This window comes from Bradyrhizobium ottawaense, assembly GCF_900099825.1.
In the GTDB taxonomy this organism is placed as follows: Bacteria; Pseudomonadota; Alphaproteobacteria; order Rhizobiales; family Xanthobacteraceae; genus Bradyrhizobium; species Bradyrhizobium ottawaense_A.
The window spans coordinates 5,441,792-5,460,174 of the sequence record NZ_LT629693.1 but is presented as its reverse complement, the minus strand read 5'-3'; the positions used below and the strand labels follow the sequence as shown (position 1 = coordinate 5,460,174).

At 64.0% G+C, this 18,383-nt stretch carries 25 protein-coding genes; 13 read left to right on the top strand and 12 right to left on the bottom strand.

The features are described from left to right. Positions 1-5: 5 nt before the first annotated feature. Positions 6-566, bottom strand: a complete 561-nt coding sequence (locus BLR13_RS25460; protein ID WP_074818186.1) for a DUF2380 domain-containing protein — start codon at positions 564-566, stop codon at positions 6-8. A gap of 132 nt (positions 567-698) precedes the next feature. Here BLR13_RS25460 and BLR13_RS25455 point away from each other — a divergent pair, with 132 nt between their 5' ends. From BLR13_RS25455 to BLR13_RS25445, 3 genes are all read left to right on the top strand, one after another. Then, entirely contained in the window at positions 699-953 is a 255-nt protein-coding gene (locus tag BLR13_RS25455; protein ID WP_074818189.1) for a hypothetical protein, read from the top strand. A gap of 110 nt (positions 954-1,063) precedes the next feature. Further along, entirely contained in the window at positions 1,064-1,831 is a 768-nt protein-coding gene (locus BLR13_RS25450) for an SDR family NAD(P)-dependent oxidoreductase (protein WP_074818191.1), read from the top strand. A gap of 7 nt (positions 1,832-1,838) precedes the next feature. After that, positions 1,839-3,008, top strand: coding sequence for a cytochrome P450 (locus tag BLR13_RS25445; protein ID WP_074818192.1), 1,170 nt, complete (start codon positions 1,839-1,841; stop codon positions 3,006-3,008). Here BLR13_RS25445 and BLR13_RS25440 read toward each other — a convergent pair whose 3' ends face one another. Together BLR13_RS25440 and BLR13_RS25435 are read right to left on the bottom strand one after the other, a co-directional pair. Next, positions 3,009-3,251 (bottom strand): hypothetical protein, encoded by a 243-nt coding sequence (locus tag BLR13_RS25440; protein ID WP_074818194.1) that lies wholly within the window; start codon positions 3,249-3,251, stop codon positions 3,009-3,011. An 89-nt stretch (positions 3,252-3,340) separates the two neighbouring features. Then, positions 3,341-3,607 carry a DUF2277 domain-containing protein gene (locus BLR13_RS25435; RefSeq protein ID WP_074818198.1) on the bottom strand — a complete coding sequence of 89 codons (267 nt, stop codon included), beginning with the start codon at positions 3,605-3,607 and terminating at the stop codon, positions 3,341-3,343. A 131-nt stretch (positions 3,608-3,738) separates the two neighbouring features. On the opposite strand from BLR13_RS25435, the gene BLR13_RS25430 reads away from it, so the two are divergent. From BLR13_RS25430 to BLR13_RS25415, 4 genes are all read left to right on the top strand, one after another. After that, positions 3,739-3,978: a DUF2188 domain-containing protein gene (locus BLR13_RS25430; protein WP_074818201.1), complete on the top strand. Its 240-nt coding sequence runs from the start codon at positions 3,739-3,741 to the stop codon at positions 3,976-3,978. A gap of 98 nt (positions 3,979-4,076) precedes the next feature. Beyond that, positions 4,077-5,138, top strand: coding sequence for an alpha/beta fold hydrolase (locus BLR13_RS25425; protein ID WP_074818204.1), 1,062 nt, complete (start codon positions 4,077-4,079; stop codon positions 5,136-5,138). Between the two features lie 177 nt (positions 5,139-5,315). Further along, positions 5,316-5,669 carry a hypothetical protein gene (locus BLR13_RS25420; protein ID WP_074818206.1) on the top strand — a complete coding sequence of 118 codons (354 nt, stop codon included), beginning with the start codon at positions 5,316-5,318 and terminating at the stop codon, positions 5,667-5,669. Positions 5,670-5,803: 134 nt separating this feature from the next. After that, the gene (locus BLR13_RS25415; protein WP_074818208.1) at positions 5,804-6,406 is read left to right on the top strand and encodes a pyridoxamine 5'-phosphate oxidase family protein; all 603 of its coding nucleotides are present in this window, start codon (positions 5,804-5,806) and stop codon (positions 6,404-6,406) included. A 133-nt stretch (positions 6,407-6,539) separates the two neighbouring features. Here the strand turns inward: BLR13_RS25415 and bfr are convergent, their stop codons facing one another. The 3 genes from bfr to BLR13_RS25400 form a co-directional block, all read right to left on the bottom strand. After that, positions 6,540-7,025: a bacterioferritin gene (bfr, locus tag BLR13_RS25410; protein ID WP_074818209.1), complete on the bottom strand. Its 486-nt coding sequence runs from the start codon at positions 7,023-7,025 to the stop codon at positions 6,540-6,542. A gap of 134 nt (positions 7,026-7,159) precedes the next feature. Continuing rightward, positions 7,160-7,438: a (2Fe-2S)-binding protein gene (locus tag BLR13_RS25405; RefSeq protein ID WP_074818213.1), complete on the bottom strand. Its 279-nt coding sequence runs from the start codon at positions 7,436-7,438 to the stop codon at positions 7,160-7,162. A 146-nt stretch (positions 7,439-7,584) separates the two neighbouring features. Next, on the bottom strand, positions 7,585-7,911 hold the full coding sequence (locus BLR13_RS25400) for a hypothetical protein (RefSeq protein ID WP_074818216.1): 327 nt from the start codon (positions 7,909-7,911) through the stop codon (positions 7,585-7,587). 187 nt (positions 7,912-8,098) lie between these two features. Here BLR13_RS25400 and BLR13_RS25395 point away from each other — a divergent pair, with 187 nt between their 5' ends. After that, a complete protein-coding gene (locus tag BLR13_RS25395) occupies positions 8,099-8,398 on the top strand; it encodes a hypothetical protein (RefSeq protein WP_074818218.1) in 300 nt (99 codons plus the stop codon). A gap of 222 nt (positions 8,399-8,620) precedes the next feature. Then, complete coding sequence (locus BLR13_RS25390) at positions 8,621-8,893, top strand: hypothetical protein (RefSeq protein ID WP_074818220.1); 273 nt, start codon at positions 8,621-8,623, stop codon at positions 8,891-8,893. An 80-nt stretch (positions 8,894-8,973) separates the two neighbouring features. Here the strand turns inward: BLR13_RS25390 and BLR13_RS25385 are convergent, their stop codons facing one another. From BLR13_RS25385 to ettA, 3 genes are all read right to left on the bottom strand, one after another. Continuing rightward, the gene (locus tag BLR13_RS25385; protein WP_074818222.1) at positions 8,974-10,188 is read right to left on the bottom strand and encodes a lytic murein transglycosylase; all 1,215 of its coding nucleotides are present in this window, start codon (positions 10,186-10,188) and stop codon (positions 8,974-8,976) included. A gap of 112 nt (positions 10,189-10,300) precedes the next feature. Next, the gene (locus BLR13_RS25380) at positions 10,301-10,885 is read right to left on the bottom strand and encodes a TIGR00645 family protein (protein ID WP_074818223.1); all 585 of its coding nucleotides are present in this window, start codon (positions 10,883-10,885) and stop codon (positions 10,301-10,303) included. Positions 10,886-11,064: 179 nt separating this feature from the next. Then, complete coding sequence (gene ettA, locus BLR13_RS25375; protein ID WP_074818224.1) at positions 11,065-12,714, bottom strand: energy-dependent translational throttle protein EttA; 1,650 nt, start codon at positions 12,712-12,714, stop codon at positions 11,065-11,067. A gap of 254 nt (positions 12,715-12,968) precedes the next feature. Between ettA and BLR13_RS25370 the strand changes: the two genes are divergently transcribed. Beyond that, positions 12,969-13,163 carry a hypothetical protein gene (locus tag BLR13_RS25370; protein WP_074818225.1) on the top strand — a complete coding sequence of 65 codons (195 nt, stop codon included), beginning with the start codon at positions 12,969-12,971 and terminating at the stop codon, positions 13,161-13,163. 125 nt (positions 13,164-13,288) lie between these two features. Beyond that, on the top strand, positions 13,289-14,248 hold the full coding sequence (locus tag BLR13_RS25365) for a D-2-hydroxyacid dehydrogenase family protein (protein WP_074818226.1): 960 nt from the start codon (positions 13,289-13,291) through the stop codon (positions 14,246-14,248). 128 nt (positions 14,249-14,376) lie between these two features. Here the strand turns inward: BLR13_RS25365 and BLR13_RS25360 are convergent, their stop codons facing one another. Beyond that, a complete protein-coding gene (locus tag BLR13_RS25360) occupies positions 14,377-15,633 on the bottom strand; it encodes a L,D-transpeptidase family protein (RefSeq protein ID WP_074818228.1) in 1,257 nt (418 codons plus the stop codon). 44 nt (positions 15,634-15,677) lie between these two features. On the opposite strand from BLR13_RS25360, the gene BLR13_RS40380 reads away from it, so the two are divergent. Then, on the top strand, positions 15,678-15,833 hold the full coding sequence (locus BLR13_RS40380; protein ID WP_157793718.1) for a hypothetical protein: 156 nt from the start codon (positions 15,678-15,680) through the stop codon (positions 15,831-15,833). A gap of 138 nt (positions 15,834-15,971) precedes the next feature. Next, complete coding sequence (locus tag BLR13_RS25355) at positions 15,972-16,763, top strand: hypothetical protein (protein ID WP_074818230.1); 792 nt, start codon at positions 15,972-15,974, stop codon at positions 16,761-16,763. Positions 16,764-16,936: 173 nt separating this feature from the next. On the opposite strand, the gene sseA is transcribed toward BLR13_RS25355, so the two are convergent. Both sseA and BLR13_RS25345 read right to left on the bottom strand, forming a co-directional pair. After that, positions 16,937-17,794 carry a 3-mercaptopyruvate sulfurtransferase gene (sseA, locus tag BLR13_RS25350; protein ID WP_074818232.1) on the bottom strand — a complete coding sequence of 286 codons (858 nt, stop codon included), beginning with the start codon at positions 17,792-17,794 and terminating at the stop codon, positions 16,937-16,939. A 166-nt stretch (positions 17,795-17,960) separates the two neighbouring features. After that, a complete protein-coding gene (locus tag BLR13_RS25345) occupies positions 17,961-18,377 on the bottom strand; it encodes a rhodanese-like domain-containing protein (RefSeq protein WP_074818234.1) in 417 nt (138 codons plus the stop codon). Positions 18,378-18,383 lie beyond the last annotated feature (6 nt).

Here is an 18,383-nt window from a genome sequence, read left to right as displayed (position 1 = left end):
CGCGCTCACGGCTTCGGCATCGCGTCCTTCAGCGTATCGCCGACGAAATCGGCGGCACGGCGATAGGCCATGTCGTTGTCGCCGCGGAACGTCACGGTGCGCCGCAGCAGCAGCTTCTCGTTCTCGAGATCGAGCAACTGCACCTCGCCCCACTGCACCAGCGTGCTCATCTTGCGGATGCCGCCATAGACCACCAGCCGCGCGCCGGCGCGGCGGGCCGCCGCGACAAACGCATCCGGCGTCATGCTGGTGGCGGTGCAGGGATGATCCGGGCAATCGATCGGCATCACCCGATAATCGCCCCGGGCGCCAATATTGTCGCGCAGCAGTGCGGCGAACGACGCCACGCGGGTGCGATGCTCGGCGCTCTGGTCCACGGCCTCGCCCGAGGTGTCGACATAATCGAAATCCGCCACGGCAACCGCCAGCGGCGGCGCGGCCAATGAGCTCTCGAACCCGGACGAAAAGCCTGTCGCGGCGCAGATCGCGAACGCGATCGTCGCACCGATGCGCAGGCGCGAAGCTTGCAAATTCCGCGCTTCTTGCGAATTTCCGGTCACGCTCATGCCGGCCTCCGGTTGGCCCCCCGCGGCTACCCTAGCAGAACGGCGCCCGAATGCATTGAACCAATCGCGGCCTCGCCGGACAAAATCATAGCCATGCGTCAACGCCCCCGCCGTTCAAACCGGAGATGATCCATGCGTCGTCTATTTTCCCTCTGCGCCGTTGCCGCCGTCGGCTGCACCGCCCTTGCCGCTTCGAGCCCGGCCGAGGCCGCATTTCACCTGATCCGCTGGCAGGACTCCGGCTTCTGCCAGATCTGGGACGAGAGCATCCCGACCGCGCCGTGGCCGTTGAACTACGTTGTGATCATCGGCAGCGAGGTGCCGACCTTCGGCGATGCGCTGGTGTTCAAGGACGCTCTGCTGCACGACGGCACCTGCTCGTTCTAGTCGGGTTGCCCGAGGCGAGCTGCGGCATATCTGCCCGCAACTCCTGCCACCTTGTGCCGGCGGGCCCGCTTGCTATCCTCTGTCAAAATCGCAAAACAGAGGAAACGCGCATGCCCTTGCTCCAAAACCACATCGCCGTCGTCACCGGCGCTGGCTCCGGCATCGGGCGCGCGATCGCCAACGGCTATGCCCGCGAGGGCGCGCGGGTGGTGCTGCTCGACATGAACGAGAAGGCGGCGGCCGACGTCGCCAAGGAAATCCGCGACGCCGGCGGCAAGGCCGAGAGCTTTGTCCTCGATGTCAGCCAACGCGACGACTGTTTCGCGATGGCCAAACACGTCGCCGACAAGGTCGGGCGGGTCTCGATTCTCGTCAACAATGCCGGCATCGCCCGCCGCAACGGCATGCTGGGCGCGGCCGAAGCCGTGATCAAGGATTGGGAAGACATCATCGCGATCAACCTCAACGGCGTCTTCAACGTGACCTATGCCTTCCTCGAGCCGCTGCGGGCCTTGAAGGGACGCATCGTCAATATCGGCTCGATCCAGTCCTTCGTGCATCTGAAAACGCCGAGTTCGCCGGCCTATACCGCCTCCAAGCACGGCGTGCTCGGCTTCACCAAGGCGCTGGCGGCCGAACTCGGCAAGGAGGGCGTGCGCGTCAACGCGATCGGCCCCGGCTTCATCGAGACGCCGCTGAACGAGAAGGTGCGCGCCAGCAATCCGGATCTGGCCAAGGTCTTCGTCGCCCACACCCCGCTCGGCCGCGCCGGCACCGCCGAAGACATCGTCGGCCCCGCGATCTTCCTCGCCTCCGACATGTCGGCCTATGTCTCGGGCTCGATCGTGATGGTCGACGGCGGCTACCGGACGATTTGAGCGCACCATGTCCAACGCCCCGCATTTCGACATCGACGTATCGGCGTTCTGGGCCGATCCCTATCCGGCGCTGGCACGGATGCGCAAGGAAGCGCCGATCGCGTTCGTACCGCAGCTTAACTCCACCGTGTTCACGCGGCGCGACGATATCTTCACCCAGGAAAAACGCATCGACATATTCTCGTCGCACCAGCCGGCCGGCCTGATGAACGTGCTGATGGGCCACAACATGATGCGCAAGGATGGCGATGCGCACATGGCAGAGCGGACCGCGATGTTTCCGGCGGTGTCGCCGCGCACCGTGCGCGACACCTGGGTGCGGCAGTTCCAGGCCCATGGCGACCGCATCCTCGACCAGCTCGCGCCGCGCGGCTCAGCCGACCTCTGCAAGGCGTTCGCGCTGCCGTTGTCGGCCGAATGCTTAAAGGACGTCACCGGCCTCACCAACATGCGCTTCGAGGACATGGACGCGTGGTCGCAGGCGATGATCGACGGCATCGCGAACTATACCGGCGACAGGCAAGTCGAGGCGCGCTGCCATGCCGCCACCGCGGGCATCGATGCCGCGATCGACGACATGATTCCGGTCGTGACCAAGCATCCGAACACCTCGATCCTCAGCGTGCTGCTGGCCGCCGGCCAACCGATGGAAAGCATCCGCGCCAACATCAAGCTGGCGATTTCGGGGGGCCAGAACGAGCCGCGCGACGCCATCGCAGGCGCGATCTGGGCGTTGCTGACGCATCCGGACCAGCTCGCGCTGGTGCACGGCGGCAAGGCAAAATGGCTCGACGTGTTCGAGGAATATGCGCGCTGGATTGCGCCGATCGGCATGTCGCCGCGCCGGGTGGCGAAGCCGTGGTCCTATGGCGGTGTCGATTTCGAGCCGGAGGACCGCGTGTTCTTCATGTTCGGTTCGGCCAATCGGGACGAAGCCTGCTTCGACGATCCCGACCGTTTCGACGTCACGCGCAACACCCAGAAGAGCATCGCATTCGGCGCCGGGCCGCATTACTGCGCCGGCGCCTTTGCGTCCCGCGCCATGGTGGCCGACGTCGCCTTGCCCGGCATCTTCGCCCGATTGAAGGGCTTGCGGCTCGACGCGCGCGAGCCGGTGCGGATCGGCGGCTGGGCGTTTCGCGGCCTGCTCAACCTGCCGGTCGAATGGGACGCCTGATCACGGCGCGGAATGGCCCGCGCCGGGATCGGCGCCGGGGTCAATATGATTCTGCGGCAGCAGCTTCATCCACCGGAACGACCAGCGCATGGCGCGATACCAGAAATAGCCGACAACCGCGCCGCAGACCGAGAGAATGATGATGTTGGCGGGCGTGAAGGTGCCGCTCCACCACAGCATCCAGCCTGCCCACAGAACCGCGAAGGCAATGGAACAGTATTTCAGGGGCATCGTCGGCTTCATGGCATCGCTCCAAAGACGGAATGAAGCCACCCTAGGCCTCGTCACATCGCCCGACCGTGAGCTGCATCACGAAGGCGATGGGCGCGCCCTCACCCGAACCGTGCCCGCGAGCGTTCCTTCGCCTTGGCGGCCTCCACCTCGCGGTCGCGCGCGGGCGCTTGGGTCTGCAGCGACGCCAGCAGGCGCCGCGCGCTGTCGGAGACTTCGGAGACCGCGCGGTTGAAGGCCTCGGCGTTGGCCTGCGAGGGCGAATTGAAGCCGGAAAGCTTGCGCACGAATTGCAGCGCCGAGGCATGGATTTCAGCATGGGTCGCCGGCGGCTCGAAATTGAACAGCGTCTTGATGTTGCGGCACATGGTCCTCTCCTCCGCCCGAAATTCAGCCCGGCCGTCTCCAGGGACGAACGGCCAACACAAAATCCGACAATACAGCCCATTCTGTCATAGAATGGGCGAAGCGTTCACCCCTCGGCAGAAGCGAGTTCCCGATGAGCCATGTGACTTACAAGGTCGTCCAGCATGACGGCGGCTGGGCCTACACCGTTGATGGCGTATTCTCCGAGCCGTTTCCGAACCACGCCGCGGCTCTGGCAGCGGCGCGGCGCGTGGCGGCCGAACAGCGGGTTCCCGGCCGTACCGAAGCGATTCAATACGAGACGGCGGACGGCAAGTGGCACACCGAGACCGCCGACGGCAGCGACCGGCCCGAAACCGACGTCCAGAGTTGAGGCCCCCGCGCGCCGATCTGGTGACGCTGAAACAGCCGACGTGGTAGCCTCTCCGGCAAGCAGCCCGTTCAAAGTGGCCGCACCTCGGGGAGAACACCATGAATTTTTCGTACGCAGCCTTGTCGGTAGCCCTCGCCTTGACGCCCCTCACGGCATATGCCGCCGACTATCCGGCCCCGAAACAGGGCGACTGGATCGCCAAGGATTTCAAATTCCACACCGGCGAGAACATGCCGGAGCTGCGGCTGCACTACACCACCGTTGGTGAGCCGACCGGCCAGCCGGTGCTGGTGCTGCATGGTTCGGGCGGCTCTGCGGCCAGCATGCTGACAACGGCGTTCGCCGGCGAATTGTTTGGCCCCGGCCAGCCGCTCGATGCCGCGAAATACTACATCATCATTCCGGACGGACTCGGCCACGGAAAATCGTCAAAGCCCTCGGACGGCCTGAAGACGGCATTCCCGAAATACGATTACGAGGACATGGTCGACGCGCATTACCGTCTGGTCACGGAAGGGCTCGGCGTAAACCACCTGCGGCTCGTCATCGGCAATTCGATGGGCGGCATGCACACCTGGATCTGGGGCGGCAGGTATCCGCAGTTCATGGATGCGCTGGTGCCGATGGCTTCGCAGCCGACCGAGATGGCGGCGCGCAACTGGATGCTGCGGCGGATGATGATCGAGACCATCCGCAACGATCCCGACTACAAGGCCGGCAACTACACCGAACAACCGCGGATGATGAAATACGCCGTCAACGCCTATGGCATTGCAACCGGCGGCGGCACCCTCGCCTATCAGATGCTGGCGCCGACGGCGGCGGCGGCCGACAAGATGGTCGACGAGCGGCTTGCCGTGGCGGTTACCGCCGATGCCAACGACTTCGTCTACCAGTGGGAGGCCTCGCGCGACTACAATCCGACAGCGAGCCTCGACAAGATCGAGGCCACGCTGCTGGCGATCAACGCCGCGGACGACGAGCGCAATCCGCCGGAAACCGGCGTCACCGATGCGGCGCTGAAACGGGTCAAGAACGGCCGGCTGTTTCTGATACCGGCCTCGACCGAAACCCGCGGCCATCTCACCACCGGCAACGCGGCGTTCTGGAAACAGAAGTTGCAGGAATTGCTGCAGACCGCGCCGCAGCGGACCATGTGAGCCGGCGAGTCGTGGCGGTACGGCGTTGCTAATTTCGCACCGCATCAATCTTGCGATCGCCCGCATCGCTCATTATTTGAGCGTGCATCCGCAATCAGGGTCCGCTTGAATTGCTTGGCTTACGATTCGCGGACGCATCCGCGTCCGAAATGAAACGAGGACACGGCGGAGGATCAGATGCGAAGGCTCGCGCAATCTGTTTTGCTCGCGTGTCTGTCGTTGCTGGCAAGTGCCGCGATCGCCTTCGACAACGGCCAGTACGACGACGTCGCGCCCGACATCCGCGCCTGGTTCAAGAGCGTGACGGCACCGAACGGCGTACCCTGCTGCGATATTTCCGACGGCCATCGCACCACTTACGACGTTCGCAAGGGCGCCTATTGGGTTCCGATCGATGGCGAGTGGATGGCGGTGCCGGAGCGCGCCGTCATTCGCGACCGCGGCAACCCGGTCGGCGAGGCCGTGGTATGGTATGTGCATCACCGCGGCAACATCATCATCAGTTGTTTCGTGCCGGCCGACGCGATGTGAATTCCGCCACGCGACGACCCATGGCACGGTCACACCGCGCGTGCTACGTCGGCTGATGGCGCCGATAGCGGTGGCCGCCGAAACCAGACGATGATATTTTGACGACCTGACGATGCCAGCTTCGGAGAACGTCCTTGACCGATTTCAGCGCCAGCGACCTCGCCACGATCTATCCAGCTCCCTCGCCGCGCGTGATCGCCAAGGCGCGACCGGCGATCGACGTGCATGCGAAAAAATTCATCGGCATGTCGCCGTTCTGCGTGCTGGCGACATCCGGCTCCGACGGCAGCGTCGATGCATCGCCGCGCGGCGGCAATCCCGGCTTCGTCAGCGTGGCCGGTCCGAACGAACTGCTGATGCCGGATCGCTCCGGCAATAACCGGATCGACAGTTTCAGGAACATCGTCGAAGGCTCGGGCTTCGTGCAGCTGATCTTCTTCGTGCCCGGGATCGACGAGACGCTGCGGGTCGGCGGCAGGGGAAAGCTGTCGGCGGACCCGGAACTGCTGGCATCGATGGTGGAGTTCGGCAAGCCGCCGCGCGCGGCGCTGCGCATCGACGTCAGCGAAGTCTATTTCCACTGCGGCAAGGCGCTGATGCGCTCGAAGCTGTGGGCGGGCGATCGCGTCGAGCGTTCGGTGATGCCCAGCATCGGCCAGGTGATCCACGACCAGACCGGCCTCGGCGAACCGGAAAGCCAGGAAGTGGTCTACGAGCGGTACAAGACGCAGTTGTAGGGGCGATCGCTATATTTCCCCGTCATGCCCGGCCTTGAGCCGGGCATCCACGTCTTGCTTTCGCGGGACGCCAAAGACGTGGATGGCCGGGACAAGCCCGGCCATGACGAAGTTCGCGCGCGCATTTGGCGCCTCAGTGCTCGCTCTCGAGCCCGCCGACATGCTTCTGGGTGTAGAGCTCGAGCCCGATGCGCTTGATCAGATCGAGCTGGGTCTCGAGGAAATCGATGTGATGTTCCTCGTCCTTCATCAACTGCTCGAACAGGTCGCGGGTGACGTAGTCCTTGACGCCATGACAGTAGGTCGCGGCTTCCTGGTAGAGCGTGCGCGCGGCGATCTCGGAGGCGAGATCGCAATCGATGATTTCCTTGACGTTCTGGCCGATCCGCAACGGATCGAGCACCTGCATGTTGGGAAAGCCGTCCAGAAACAGGATCCGGTCGGTGAACTTGTCGGCGTGCTCCATCTCCTCGATGGATTCCTTGCGCCAGACCTTGGCCATGTCCAGCAGGCCCCAATTGTTCAGGAGCCGGTAATGCAGCCAGTACTGGCTGATGGCGGTGAGCTCGCTGCGGAGGCCCTTGTTGAGATAGTCGATGACTTTTGGGTCGCCCTGCATGGTGCACTCCAGATTTGAGGCCAAATCGGCCTGAAACTATATTTAGAATACTTCTAAATCAGTTCGCAGACGAGAGCAACCACTTCCCGGAAAGCCGATCGGGAACCACAGAATCCAGAAGATTCAGAGGATTTTCAGCAGGCCGCGAGCGCGAACGCCGGGATGGTTTCCTGGGCAGGCTCATCATTGGCGGCGGCAGCATGGCTGTGGGGACAGCCCAAGCCGCAGGCCTTGGCGCACGGACCGAGCGCTTCGTCGATGATGGTCTTGATGGTGCGTGCGCAGCGGCCACATTCGGCGCTGCAGCCGAGGCAGCCATAGATCTGCTTCGGATGGCGCGCCAAGTCACCGGCTGCGCTGACGGCATTGCGGACATCATGGTCGCTGAGGACGTTGCAGGAACAAACGATCATGAAGACGGCAGGCCCATCGGTGATGCTTGACCTCTTCGATAGTGAAGGGCCGCACGGGATGCAAAAGGAAAAACAGCAGTTTCAAGCAATTCCAAACTAACCATCAGCTAGTTTGGAACGGCTCTAAAAAGGCTTGTGCCACAGGCTTAATGTGGTTTCTTCGAGATCTGCGTTGCAGCGTTAATCACCACCGCCGCCGCCATCGCCACCGCTGTCCCCGCCACCGCCTCCGCTGTCGGAACCGCCCCAATCGCCCGAGGCCCCGACGGGTCGGATGACGATGTATCGCTGCTGAACCAGGAGAAGATGTTCCAGCCATCGCCGCCGGAATCGTAGCTCGCGCCGCTACCGGCGCTGTCGCCGGATGCGCCCTGGCGCCGGGCGCCACGGCCTTGCACCCGGTTCATCAGCAGGTAGCAAATCAGCGACGTCCCGCCGACCGCCGCCAAAAATGCCGTCATTCCGCCGGTCATGACACCCCTCTGGTTCGGCTGGTTCGGCCGCGGACCCGGACTGTCCTCCGTCGGACGGCCCGATTTCCTGTCATTGGTCGCCAAATAAGGCGCCCCCGTTCATTGATCATTTAAGTGAATTGTGGAAACTTCGCCGTGACAGAACGCTTTAGGAACTGTCCTTTGCTCCCATGAGAAAGGTGAGGCCATGAAGAAGACATTGATGGCGCTCGGTGCCGTCGCCGCGCTGGCTGTTTCCGCTGTTGCGATGCCCGCTCCCGCCCATGCGCAGCGTGGCGTTGCGGCCGGTGTCGCTGCCGGATTGATCGGTGGCGCCATTGTCGGCGGCGCGATCGCCTCGCAGAACGGTTACTACGGCCCCGGCTACTACGCGCCCGGTCCGGCCTATGTTGTCGAACCCGGTTACGGTCCTGATTGCTACCTGCAGCGGCAGCGCTTCTGGGACGGCTATGGCTGGCGCGTTCGCAACGTTCGGGTCTGCAACTAGTCCCGTTCACCTTCATTAAATCTGATATGTCGCCCCGGAAAACAGCCTGTTTTCCGGGGCGATTGTCGTTTGCGGCAGAAAAAAACCGCTTTTCCCGCTCAACAGCCTGATGCGCTTGTTTTGGATTGAGCCGGATGCGCTACCAGCGGCGGCCAATTCGAACGACAGCGTGCCCCAAACCCCCGGTGCCGGCGAAGGCGCCACTCCAGGAGAGCCAAGGACATGAAGAAGACATTTGCTGCCTTGGTCGCGGTTGCAACGCTTGCCGGTTCGCTCGCAGCGACCCCTGCCAGCGCACAGCGTGGCGTTGGCGTTGGTATCGCAGCGGGCCTCCTCGGCGGCGCGATCATCGGTGGCGCGATCGCTTCCAGCCGCCCGGCCTACGGTGGCCCGGTCTATGTGGAAGACGCGCCTTACCCGGCCTGCCGCATGGTCCGCGAGCGTTTCTGGGACGGTTACGGCTGGCGTTTCCGCCGCGTCGAGGTCTGCGACTGATCCAACCGACCGGCGCGCAACCTGCGCGCTTTGATTCAAGGCCCGGCCGGGAAATCGGCCGGGCTTTTTTCATGCCGCCTTCAGCGTGCGGCACTCATCGAATTCAGCACCGCTTCGCTGGGCCAGCAATCGACCTTGAGACCGGCGGACTTCTGATAGGCGCCAAGCGCCGCGCGGGTCTGCATGCCCGCCTTGCCGTCGAGCTTATCCTTGTAGAGCCCGATCCGCGTCAGGTGACGCTGCATCGCCTCGACGTCTTTGGTGCGTAATTGCGTCGACGCCGACCAAGGCGTTGCAAACGGCAGCGGACTTCCCATGCGGTCACTGAGATGGCCGACGAACAGCACATACAGGTCGGAGAAGTTATATTCCTTGATGACGAAGTAGTTCTTCGTGGTCAGGAACGCCGGACCGTAGACGCCCTCGGGCTGCAGCAGCGAGGCCGGTTGCGCCTGCTCGGCCGGCCCGAGTTTCTGTCCGCGCACCGGCACGAAACCCGCGCGCAGCCATTCGCCGATCGGCTTCGTCACTTCGGGCACGCCCATGGTGCAATCGACATTGCCGGGCGCACGCACCTCGTAGGCCCAGCGCACGCCCGGCTGCCATCCCTTGTTGACGAGCTGCTGGGCTGCGGAGGCCAGTGCGTCCGGCACCGAATGCCAGATGTCGACGCGGCCGTCGCCGTCGAGATCGACGCCGTGCTTGTAATATTCGGACGGCAGGAACTGCGTGTAGCCGGTGGCGCCGGCCCAGGACGAGCGGAATTCCTTGCGCGTCACCGCGCCCTCGCCAAGGATTTTCAGCGCCAGGATGAATTCGGTGCGGTACTGGTCCTTGCGCCGGCCGACATAGGCCTGTGTGGCGACCACGCGCAGCGTGTCATACGGCAAGGCATAGCGGCCGTAGTCGGTCTCGCGTCCCCAGATGGCGAGCACGACGCTGGCGGGAACGCCGAAACGCTTTTCGATTCCGTCGAGCGCGGCGCGATGCTTCGCCATCAGCTTCTGCCCCTCGGCCGCGAGCCGCCCGATCGAGGCTTCCTTGATATAATCCGCCGGCACCTGCACGAACTCGGCCTGCGACGGCGCGCCGGTCGCGGGCCGTCCCGGCAGGATCAGGTCCGGCAATTTGTAGTCCGGCTCAAGGCCGCGGGTTTCGGCATCGAAGGTCGCGCGAGAAACCCCGGCCGCCTGCGCCTCCGGCCACAACGAGGCGATGAACTGGGTAAAGACGGCGTCGGCGGCACGGGCGGGCGTGTGCAGCGTCAGCGCCAGAAGCAGCAGGCCAACGGTCATCAAGCGGCATTGCACCCGCAACGATTTGCTCACGTGTCGATATCGAAAACGGCCATGGTCAATCCTATCATGACCATCCCTCGCTGTGAACTCGGACAGCGGAACCCCGCGATCAGTGCGCGCCCTGCTGCTTCGCCGCCTCGATCGCGCCGTTGGAAAGCTTGTCGACATAGGCGATGCCAATAGCCGACAGAATGAACACGGTATGGATGATGGTCTGCCACATCACGCCGGTTTCGGTATAGCCGGTCTTTCCCGACGCCAGCCCGCCGGCCTCGATGAATGTGCGCAACAGATGGATCGAGGAAATGCCGATGATCGCCATCGCCAGCTTGATCTTCAGCACGCTGGCATTGACGTGACTGAGCCATTCGGGCTCGTCGGGATGCCCCCGCAGATTGAGGCGGGAGACGAAGGTCTCGTAGCCGCCGACGATCACCATCACCAGCAGGTTCGAAATCATGACGACGTCGATCAGGCCCAGCACCGCCAGCATGATCTGCTGCTCGCTGAAATCGAACGAGTGGGCGAACAGGTGCCACAGCTCCTTGACGAACAGCACGACGTAGACGCCCTGGGCCACGATCAGCCCGATATACAGCGGCAACTGCAGCCAGCGCGAACCGAAGATCAGCATCGGAATCGGACGCAACGACAGGCCCTTCGGCGGCAAGGGCGTCTCGGGAGTAAGCGACATTCTGGATGGCTCGCTGCGGGGTTCGAACGGCGGAAGCTGGGTATATCTAACCAGTCTCACCCGGCTGTGAAGCGACAACTGGCCGCAGCAGGCTGCCATAAAGCCGTCGATCAACAGCTATTTGCCGGGCATCGCAACCCGATGCCCGATCTCGATCACGGCTGGTTCAGTTCGGCTGTTTATCGCGTCAGCTTCTTGTACTTCACGCGATGCGGAATGATGCTGTCCTGGCCCAGCCGGCGCATCTTGTCCTTTTCGTAATCCTGGAAGTTGCCTTCGAACCATTCGACATGGCTGTCGTCTTCGAAGGCCAGGATATGCGTCGCGATGCGGTCGAGGAACCAGCGGTCATGACTGATGATGACGGCGCAGCCGGCGAAATCCTCCAGCGCCTCTTCCAGCGCGCGCAGCGTATCGACGTCGAGATCGTTGGTCGGTTCGTCGAGCAGCAGCACGTTGGCGCCGGACTTGAGCATCTTGGCCAGATGAACGCGGTTGCGCTCGCCGCCCGACAGCGCGCCGACCTTCTTCTGCTGGTCGGCGCCCTTGAAGTTGAACGACGAGCAATAGCCGCGCGAGTTCACTTCCTTCTTGCCGAGCAGGATCAGTTCATTGCCGCCGGAGATTTCCTCCCACACGCTCTTCTTGCCGTCGAGATCGTCGCGCGACTGGTCGACATAACCGAGATGCACGCTCTCGCCGACGGTGATGGTGCCCTTGTCCGGGGTTTCCTGCTTGGTGATCATCCGGAACAGCGTGGTCTTGCCGGCGCCGTTGGGACCGATCACGCCGACGATGCCGCCCGGCGGCAGCTTGAAGGTGAGATCCTCGATCAGCACGCGGTCGCCGAAGGCCTTGTTGAGGCCCTCGAAGTCGACGACGTTCTGGCCGAGCCGCTCGGCCACCGGAATCGTGATCTGCGCGCCCTGGCTCTGCTTCTCGCTCGCCTGCTTCAGCAGGTCCTCATAGCGCTGGTAGCGCGCCTTGGACTTGGCTTGCCGCGCCTTGGGAGAGGACGCGATCCATTCCTGCTCGCGGGCCAGCGTCTTCTGATGCGCGGCGTCTTCGCGGCCTTCCTGCTCGAGGCGCTTCTGCTTCTGCCCCAGCCAGGACGAATAGTTGCCCTCGTAGGGAATGCCCTTGCCGCGGTCGAGCTCGAGAATCCAGCTCGTGACGTTGTCGAGGAAGTAGCGGTCATGGGTCACGATCAGGATCGCGCCGGGATAGTTGCGCAGATGGCCTTCCAGCCATGACACCGACTCGGCGTCGAGATGGTTGGTCGGTTCGTCGAGCAGCAGCAGTTCCGGCTGGTCGAGCAGCAATTTGCACAGCGCGACGCGGCGGCGCTCGCCGCCCGACAGCTTGCTGACGTCGGCATCGTCCGGCGGGCAGCGCAGCGCGTCCATCGCCTGGTCGACCTTGCTGTCGAGATCCCAGAGGCCGGCGGCCTCGATCTCGTCCTGCAGCTTGGTCATCTCGTCGGCGGTCTCCTCGGAGTAGTTCATCGCCAGTTCGTTGTAGCGATCGAGGATCGCCTTCTGCTTGGCGACACCCAGCATGACGTTCTCGCGGACCGTCTTGGTGGCGTCGAGCTGCGGCTCCTGTTCGAGGTAGCCGACACGGGCGCCCTCGGCGACCCAGGCTTCGCCGTTATATTCCTTGTCGAGGCCGGCCATGATCCGCAACAGGGTCGACTTGCCGGAGCCGTTGACGCCGAGCACGCCGATCTTGGCGTCCGGGTAGAACGACAGATGGACGTTATCGAGCACCTTCCGGGTCGGGTAGCTCTTGGTCAAACCCTGCATGAAGTAAACGAACTGGCGAGCCATCGCGATCCCTTGAAACCAGAGGATTTATGGAAATTTGCTGCCGCTGATGTAGCGGCGCGGCCCCCAAAGGGCAACCGTGGGGAACCCGTTTTCCATTCGTTCACCACGGATCATTACGGGGTGGATACCATGTGTGCGTCAGATCACGCCAATTGAAACTAACTTTTAATAAATCAGGCGAAAACTGGTTTTCAGGACGTCTAACAGAGCATCCAGAGCGGCAAAAGCCGCAGACGAAAACAAGGGCTCGCGTCATGGCAACGATCAGTTCGGCATCCCTTTCCACCCCCGCGCACCGCAACAACGGACTTGCGAAGCCTTTGGCTGAGCTGCTGGCCTTCTGGCGCCAGTTCGTGGAACGGGCGTTCAATCCCTACCGGCCGGAACTGCATTACATGCGCGGCCCGGGCCCGGCCTGGCGCGCCAAGCACCTCGGCCGTTCGAACTGACCTTCCCCGAAATTTGAGGCAGGCCTGCGTTTAAGGCAGCTTGCGTGCTCCCCGATTGCGCGCAACCATGGCGATTCTCCCCGACGGCCATTCCCGCCGTCATCCTTGCCATGAACGGACCTCCCATGACGCGGCTGCGCTGTGCAATTCTCGACGACTATCTCAATGTGTCCCAGACGGTCGCGGACTGGTCTGAGGTCGCCGACCGCGTCGACGTCACCGTCTTCAACCAGCCCTTCGCGACGACCGAGGCCGCTGCCAGCGCCTTGAAGGATTTCGAGATCATCTGCGCGATGCGCGAACGCACGCCGTTTCCCCGCGCCCTGTTTGCGGCTTTGCCCAACCTGAAGCTCATGATCACCTCGGGCATGCGCAACGCCGCGATCGATATGGAAGCCGCCAAGGAGCACAACGTGGTGCTGTGCGGCACGCAATGGGCGCGCGATCCGACCGCGCCCCTGACCATGGGCCTGATCCTGGAACTGACCCGCAATATCGGCCGCGAGAACGCGCGCATGCATGCCGGCGAACCGCTGCAGAAATTCGTCGGCATGGAGATCGAGGGCCGGACGCTCGGCGTCATCGGCCTCGGCAAGCTCGGCACCAAGGTGTCGAAGCTCGCCCAGGCGTTCGGCATGAACGTGATCGCCTGGAGCCCGAACCTGACGCCGGAGAAGTGCAAGGAAGCCGGCGTCGGTTACGCCACCAAGGAGGAATTGTTCGCAACCGCCGACATCATCACCATCCACGTGGTGCTGAGCCAGCGCTCGCGCGGGCTGGTCGGAGCGGCCGACCTCGCGCGCATGAAGCCGACCGCCTATCTCGTCAACACCGCGCGCGGGCCGATCGTCGATGAAGGCGCGCTGCTGGAGGCGCTGACCCAGAAGAAGATCGCCGGCGCCGGGATCGACGTGTTCTCGGTCGAGCCGCTGCCGGTCGATCATCCGTTCCGCAAGGTCGACAATCTCGTGCTGACGCCGCATCTCGGCTACGTCACCGAGGACAGTTTTCGAAATCACTACACGCAGATGGTCGAGGGCGTCGACGCCTGGTTCAAGGGTGAAACGCCGCGCCGATTGGCATAGGGTTATTTTATTTGACGCGTTTTCTTTACACGAACCGGCGTCCACTTCGCTTGAAAACGCTATGAACGAAATCGCCCTCCCGCATGAGCGGGAGGGCGAACGTCTCGTCGAAAACCAGAATGTCCGGTCTAGCGAACCGTGACCGGCGCGGGCAGCGGCGGCACGACGGTCGGCTGCATGCCGGGAACGGGCGCCAGTTGGGCCTGCGACGGCGCGGGACCAGCTGCGACAGGTCCACCGGGAGCAGGCGCGGCCGAAGCGGTCGCGGTGCCGGGCGGCGGCCCACCGGGCATGACCACCACGCGGGTACCGACCTTGGTCCGCTCGAACAGATCGGACACGTCCTCGTTCAGCATGCCGATGCAGCCGGACGAGACGAACTTGCCGATCGTCGAGGGCTGATTGGTGCCGTGGATGCGGTAGACGGTCGAACCGAGATACATCGCGCGCGCACCGAGCGGATTGCCGGGGCCGCCGGCCATGAAGCGCGGCAGATAGGGCTGGCGCTCGATCATCTCGGTCGGCGGATGCCAATCCGGCCACTCGGCCTTGCGGCTGATCTTCTGCACGCCGGTCCAGGTGAAACCATCGCGGCCGACGCGAACGCCGTAGCGGATCGCACGTCCACCGCCCAGCACGTAATAGAGGTAGGTATTGGGCGTATCGACGACGATGGTGCCGGCGGGCTCCTTGGTCGGGAACGCAACTTCCTGGCGGCGCAGGTTCGGCGGCAACTGCGCGGGAGCAGCTTCCGGCTGCTCTTCCGGCGGCAACGCCGACAGTTGCACCGGCCGGCCGTCGGCTCCGATCGGGGGCTGCTGTTGCTGGACCGATCCGGTCACGGCGGCTGCGGGTGCGCCGCCGACGGCTTCAGGCGGCCGCAAGCCGGCGCGGTCGTCGTTCGGATAGACGATGCCGGTACCGGGAACGCGATTGTCGCCGCGATCGGAATAGACCGGCTGCGGCGAACCCGGAGCGCGATCGCCATAGATCACCGGCGGCGGGCCGGCCGGGCGGCCATAACGGGGATCATCGGGGGACATCACAGGGCCGGTGGGCATCGGGGGGCCGCGGTCCGAGTAAACCGGCGCTCCGGCGGGACGGCCATAGCGCGGATCGTTCGGCGACAGCACCGGACCGGGCGGCGGCAGCGCGGTGGAACTCTGCGCGTTCGGCGCCTCGTCATCTTCAAGGGCGTCAAAGTCGGGCGCGCCGGGGCCACGGCGTTCATCGACCGCGTAGCCACCGGGCACATAGGGTCCTGGAGCCGCCGAGTACACGGCGCCCGGAGGGGTCGGGTAGGACTGCTGCGCCTGGGCTAGTGAGGTTCCTGCCGCGCCGGCGGCAACGGCAGCACAAATCGTCAGAATGCGGTTAATCATCATCGCTTTTGTATAGACCCCAAGCCACACCGGACCGTTAACGGCAGATGGCCGAAGATAGCGGCGCATTCAAGACAAAACAGCGAAATTCGGCCCAGATCGGACATTTTGTGATTGCCCGTGAAGCTGCGGCAAAGATGCCTCAGCGTTCCGAAAATCGCCGTTCAGCGGCCAGCGGACGCAGCCCGACGCCGATTTTATAACAAACAGGTTCGAGGCGTTGAGATATTCTCGAATCGGCCTGATTCGCAGCGGCGTAGCCGGGCCCTCTCAGTGGTCACCGCGTTCCCTTTGGCGTCAACAGCCCTGCAGCCTCCTGGCAAGGCCGGAAACTCGCGTCCATGCTCCCCGGTTTTCGCTTTCTGTTTGCCGCCATCGTCCTGTCGATGTCGATCCTGATCTTTGGGCTTGGCGCCGCGGCCCTGTTACGTTCCGCGCATGAGGAATTTGCCAGCCTGCCATCCCGACGGGCGCCCGCGGAACCGGTATTCACCCGCAAGAACGACGCGCCGATGCCGACACTGGCCCTGCTGCGCTTCGATCCGCCGGCTTTGGACAACAAGCCATCGGAAAATGCTCCGGCGGCCGTGACTTCCGAACCCGTGGCGTCCAAAGCCGTGACGGCGGCCGAGCAAGCGCCGGATGCCATGCCGGCCGAGCCGGAGAAACTGGCCGCATTGAAGCCGGAAGAACCGATGCCGGCCGCAGCGGCGACGCCGGAAATTGGCGCTGTGGACACAACGGCGGCAACGCCGGTCACACCGGCGGAGGCCGCAGCCCCCATTGCCAATGAGGATGTGAAGGTCGCCGCGATTGCGGACACGCCAGAGCCTTCAACGACCATGGCGGCGCCGGCAACCGACAGGCCCGCGCTGGAGGGTAACATCGCCGCCACGAAAATCGCCACGCTGGGCGGGCCCGCCGTCATCATTGATGAAAAGACCGCAGCGAAGACGACCGATGCCAGGCCGGACCGCAGCGCGGTCAGGAAGCGGAACGCGCAGCGCGCCCGGGAGCGGCGACGCATCGCAGCAAGGCGCGCCAGGCTGGCGGCGCGGCAGGCAGCGGCCGTCGCCGCTCAGCTGCAGGCCAACCCGTTCGCGCAAACCGCCGTCGCGCGCACCACGCAGTAGCGGCCATAGCGTTTTCGAGCGAAGCATGCCCTCGGACTTGATCCGTGGGTGGCCGCCGGTTCGCATAGCAATCAAGCTTGCGCAGATTGCGTAGACTTATCTGCGGTAGAAAACGCGTCAAAACAAAAGAGTAGAGCCCGGTTCTGATTCAATCAGAACCGGGCTCTAGCGGATCACGCCGGACCGGTCGCGATCGGCGGTCCGTCGGGCAATCCCCATTCGGACCAGGAGCCGTCATAGAGCGCGCTGCCGCGCACGCCGAGGCGATAAAGCGCGAGCGTCAGTACCAGCGCCGAGACGCCGGAGCCGCAGGTGGTGACGATCGGCTTGGTCATGTCGACGCCGGCGCCTGCGAACGCCTTGCGCAATTCGTCGAGCGGCTTCATCGCGCCGGTGCCGGCGTCAAACAATTCGGCGTAGGGCACGTTGCGGCTGCCAGGGATGTGGCCGGAGCGGGAGTCCGGCCGCGGCTCCGGGGCGGTGCCTTCGAAACGTCCGCGCGGGCGCGCGTCGACCAGCTGCTCGGCGCGCGTGCCGACGTTGGCAAGCACCTGCGCCTGGCTGCGGATGTAGCTGGGATCGAACTTGGCCGTGAACTTTCCCGGCTTCGGCGTAACCCTGCCGGAATGGGTCGGGCGGCCTTCCCTGGTCCATTTCTTCAAGCCGCCATCCAGCACCCTCACGTTGGGATAGCCGAACGACAGGAACATCCACCACACCCGCGGTGCGGCAACCCAGCCGCCGGAATCGTAGGCGACCACGGTGTCACCGGTGGAAACGCCGAGGGCGGCAATGTCGCGCGCGAACTGCGCCGCGTCGGGAAACATATGCGGCCGCGGATTATTGTGATCCGAGATCGCATCGACGTCGAAAAACACCGCACCTGGAATATGCGCGGCGAGATAGTCGTCGACCGGCAGCGGCAGCACGCCGGGCAGCTTGAACGACGCATCGATCACCTTGACACCGGGATCGTCGATGCGCGCGGCGAGCCAGTCGGTGGAGACAAGCGGATCGTCGGTGGCGGTCATGGATGTATCCTTTCAATTCGTCATGGCCGGGCATAGCCGTCCAAAGGACGGCGTCGCTTCCGCTCGCCTATGTCCCGGCCATCCACGTCTTGCTTGCATCGATACTGCTAAGACGTGGATGCCCGGGACAAACCCGGGCACGACGGTGATTATTCAGGCTACACTGCTAGCCCTTCGGTTTCTTCGGTTCCCACTTCTCGATCGGACCGCCGGCGTCGCGCCAGGCAGCGAAGCCGCCGCCCATATGCGCGACCGGCTTCAGGCCCATGTCCTTGGCGGTCTTGGCCGCGAGCGCCGAGCGCATGCCACCGGCGCAGTGGAAGATGAATTTCTTGTCTTCCTGGAAGATCGGCTTGGCGTAGGGGCTCGCCGGGTCGATCCAGAATTCGAGCATGCCGCGGGTGCAGGAGAACGCGCCGGGGATCTTGCCGTCACGCTCGATCTCGCGGGGATCGCGGATGTCGACGATCACGACGTCGGCGCTCTGCGCGGCCTTGATGGCGTCGGCGGCGCTGACCGTCTCGATCTCGGCATTGGCCTCGTCGATCAGGGATTTGATGCCGCGGTGAATGGTCTGGGGCATTGATTG

What these genes read in the sequence shown, in the direction of transcription:
- BLR13_RS25425 (WP_074818204.1), top strand. Translation starts at nt 4,077, where the DNA reads ATGAATTTTTCGTACGCAGCCTTGTCGGTAGCCCTCGCCTTGACGCCC.
- BLR13_RS25365 (WP_074818226.1), top strand. Translation starts at nt 13,289, where the DNA reads ATGACGCGGCTGCGCTGTGCAATTCTCGACGACTATCTCAATGTGTCC.
- sseA (WP_074818232.1), bottom strand. Translation starts at nt 17,794, where the DNA reads ATGACCGCCACCGACGATCCGCTTGTCTCCACCGACTGGCTCGCCGCG.
- BLR13_RS25460 (WP_074818186.1), bottom strand. Translation starts at nt 566, where the DNA reads ATGAGCGTGACCGGAAATTCGCAAGAAGCGCGGAATTTGCAAGCTTCG.
- BLR13_RS25455 (WP_074818189.1), top strand. Translation starts at nt 699, where the DNA reads ATGCGTCGTCTATTTTCCCTCTGCGCCGTTGCCGCCGTCGGCTGCACC.
- BLR13_RS25435 (WP_074818198.1), bottom strand. Translation starts at nt 3,607, where the DNA reads ATGTGCCGCAACATCAAGACGCTGTTCAATTTCGAGCCGCCGGCGACC.
- BLR13_RS25360 (WP_074818228.1), bottom strand. Translation starts at nt 15,633, where the DNA reads ATGATGATTAACCGCATTCTGACGATTTGTGCTGCCGTTGCCGCCGGC.
- bfr (WP_074818209.1), bottom strand. Translation starts at nt 7,025, where the DNA reads ATGCAGGGCGACCCAAAAGTCATCGACTATCTCAACAAGGGCCTCCGC.
- BLR13_RS25430 (WP_074818201.1), top strand. Translation starts at nt 3,739, where the DNA reads ATGAGCCATGTGACTTACAAGGTCGTCCAGCATGACGGCGGCTGGGCC.
- BLR13_RS25445 (WP_074818192.1), top strand. Translation starts at nt 1,839, where the DNA reads ATGTCCAACGCCCCGCATTTCGACATCGACGTATCGGCGTTCTGGGCC.
- BLR13_RS25450 (WP_074818191.1), top strand. Translation starts at nt 1,064, where the DNA reads ATGCCCTTGCTCCAAAACCACATCGCCGTCGTCACCGGCGCTGGCTCC.
- BLR13_RS40380 (WP_157793718.1), top strand. Translation starts at nt 15,678, where the DNA reads ATGGCCGAAGATAGCGGCGCATTCAAGACAAAACAGCGAAATTCGGCC.
- BLR13_RS25405 (WP_074818213.1), bottom strand. Translation starts at nt 7,438, where the DNA reads ATGATCGTTTGTTCCTGCAACGTCCTCAGCGACCATGATGTCCGCAAT.
- BLR13_RS25380 (WP_074818223.1), bottom strand. Translation starts at nt 10,885, where the DNA reads ATGTCGCTTACTCCCGAGACGCCCTTGCCGCCGAAGGGCCTGTCGTTG.
- BLR13_RS25355 (WP_074818230.1), top strand. Translation starts at nt 15,972, where the DNA reads ATGCTCCCCGGTTTTCGCTTTCTGTTTGCCGCCATCGTCCTGTCGATG.
- BLR13_RS25385 (WP_074818222.1), bottom strand. Translation starts at nt 10,188, where the DNA reads ATGACCGTTGGCCTGCTGCTTCTGGCGCTGACGCTGCACACGCCCGCC.
- BLR13_RS25370 (WP_074818225.1), top strand. Translation starts at nt 12,969, where the DNA reads ATGGCAACGATCAGTTCGGCATCCCTTTCCACCCCCGCGCACCGCAAC.
- BLR13_RS25395 (WP_074818218.1), top strand. Translation starts at nt 8,099, where the DNA reads ATGAAGAAGACATTGATGGCGCTCGGTGCCGTCGCCGCGCTGGCTGTT.
- ettA (WP_074818224.1), bottom strand. Translation starts at nt 12,714, where the DNA reads ATGGCTCGCCAGTTCGTTTACTTCATGCAGGGTTTGACCAAGAGCTAC.
- BLR13_RS25400 (WP_074818216.1), bottom strand. Translation starts at nt 7,911, where the DNA reads ATGACCGGCGGAATGACGGCATTTTTGGCGGCGGTCGGCGGGACGTCG.
- BLR13_RS25420 (WP_074818206.1), top strand. Translation starts at nt 5,316, where the DNA reads ATGCGAAGGCTCGCGCAATCTGTTTTGCTCGCGTGTCTGTCGTTGCTG.
- BLR13_RS25440 (WP_074818194.1), bottom strand. Translation starts at nt 3,251, where the DNA reads ATGAAGCCGACGATGCCCCTGAAATACTGTTCCATTGCCTTCGCGGTT.
- BLR13_RS25390 (WP_074818220.1), top strand. Translation starts at nt 8,621, where the DNA reads ATGAAGAAGACATTTGCTGCCTTGGTCGCGGTTGCAACGCTTGCCGGT.
- BLR13_RS25345 (WP_074818234.1), bottom strand. Translation starts at nt 18,377, where the DNA reads ATGCCCCAGACCATTCACCGCGGCATCAAATCCCTGATCGACGAGGCC.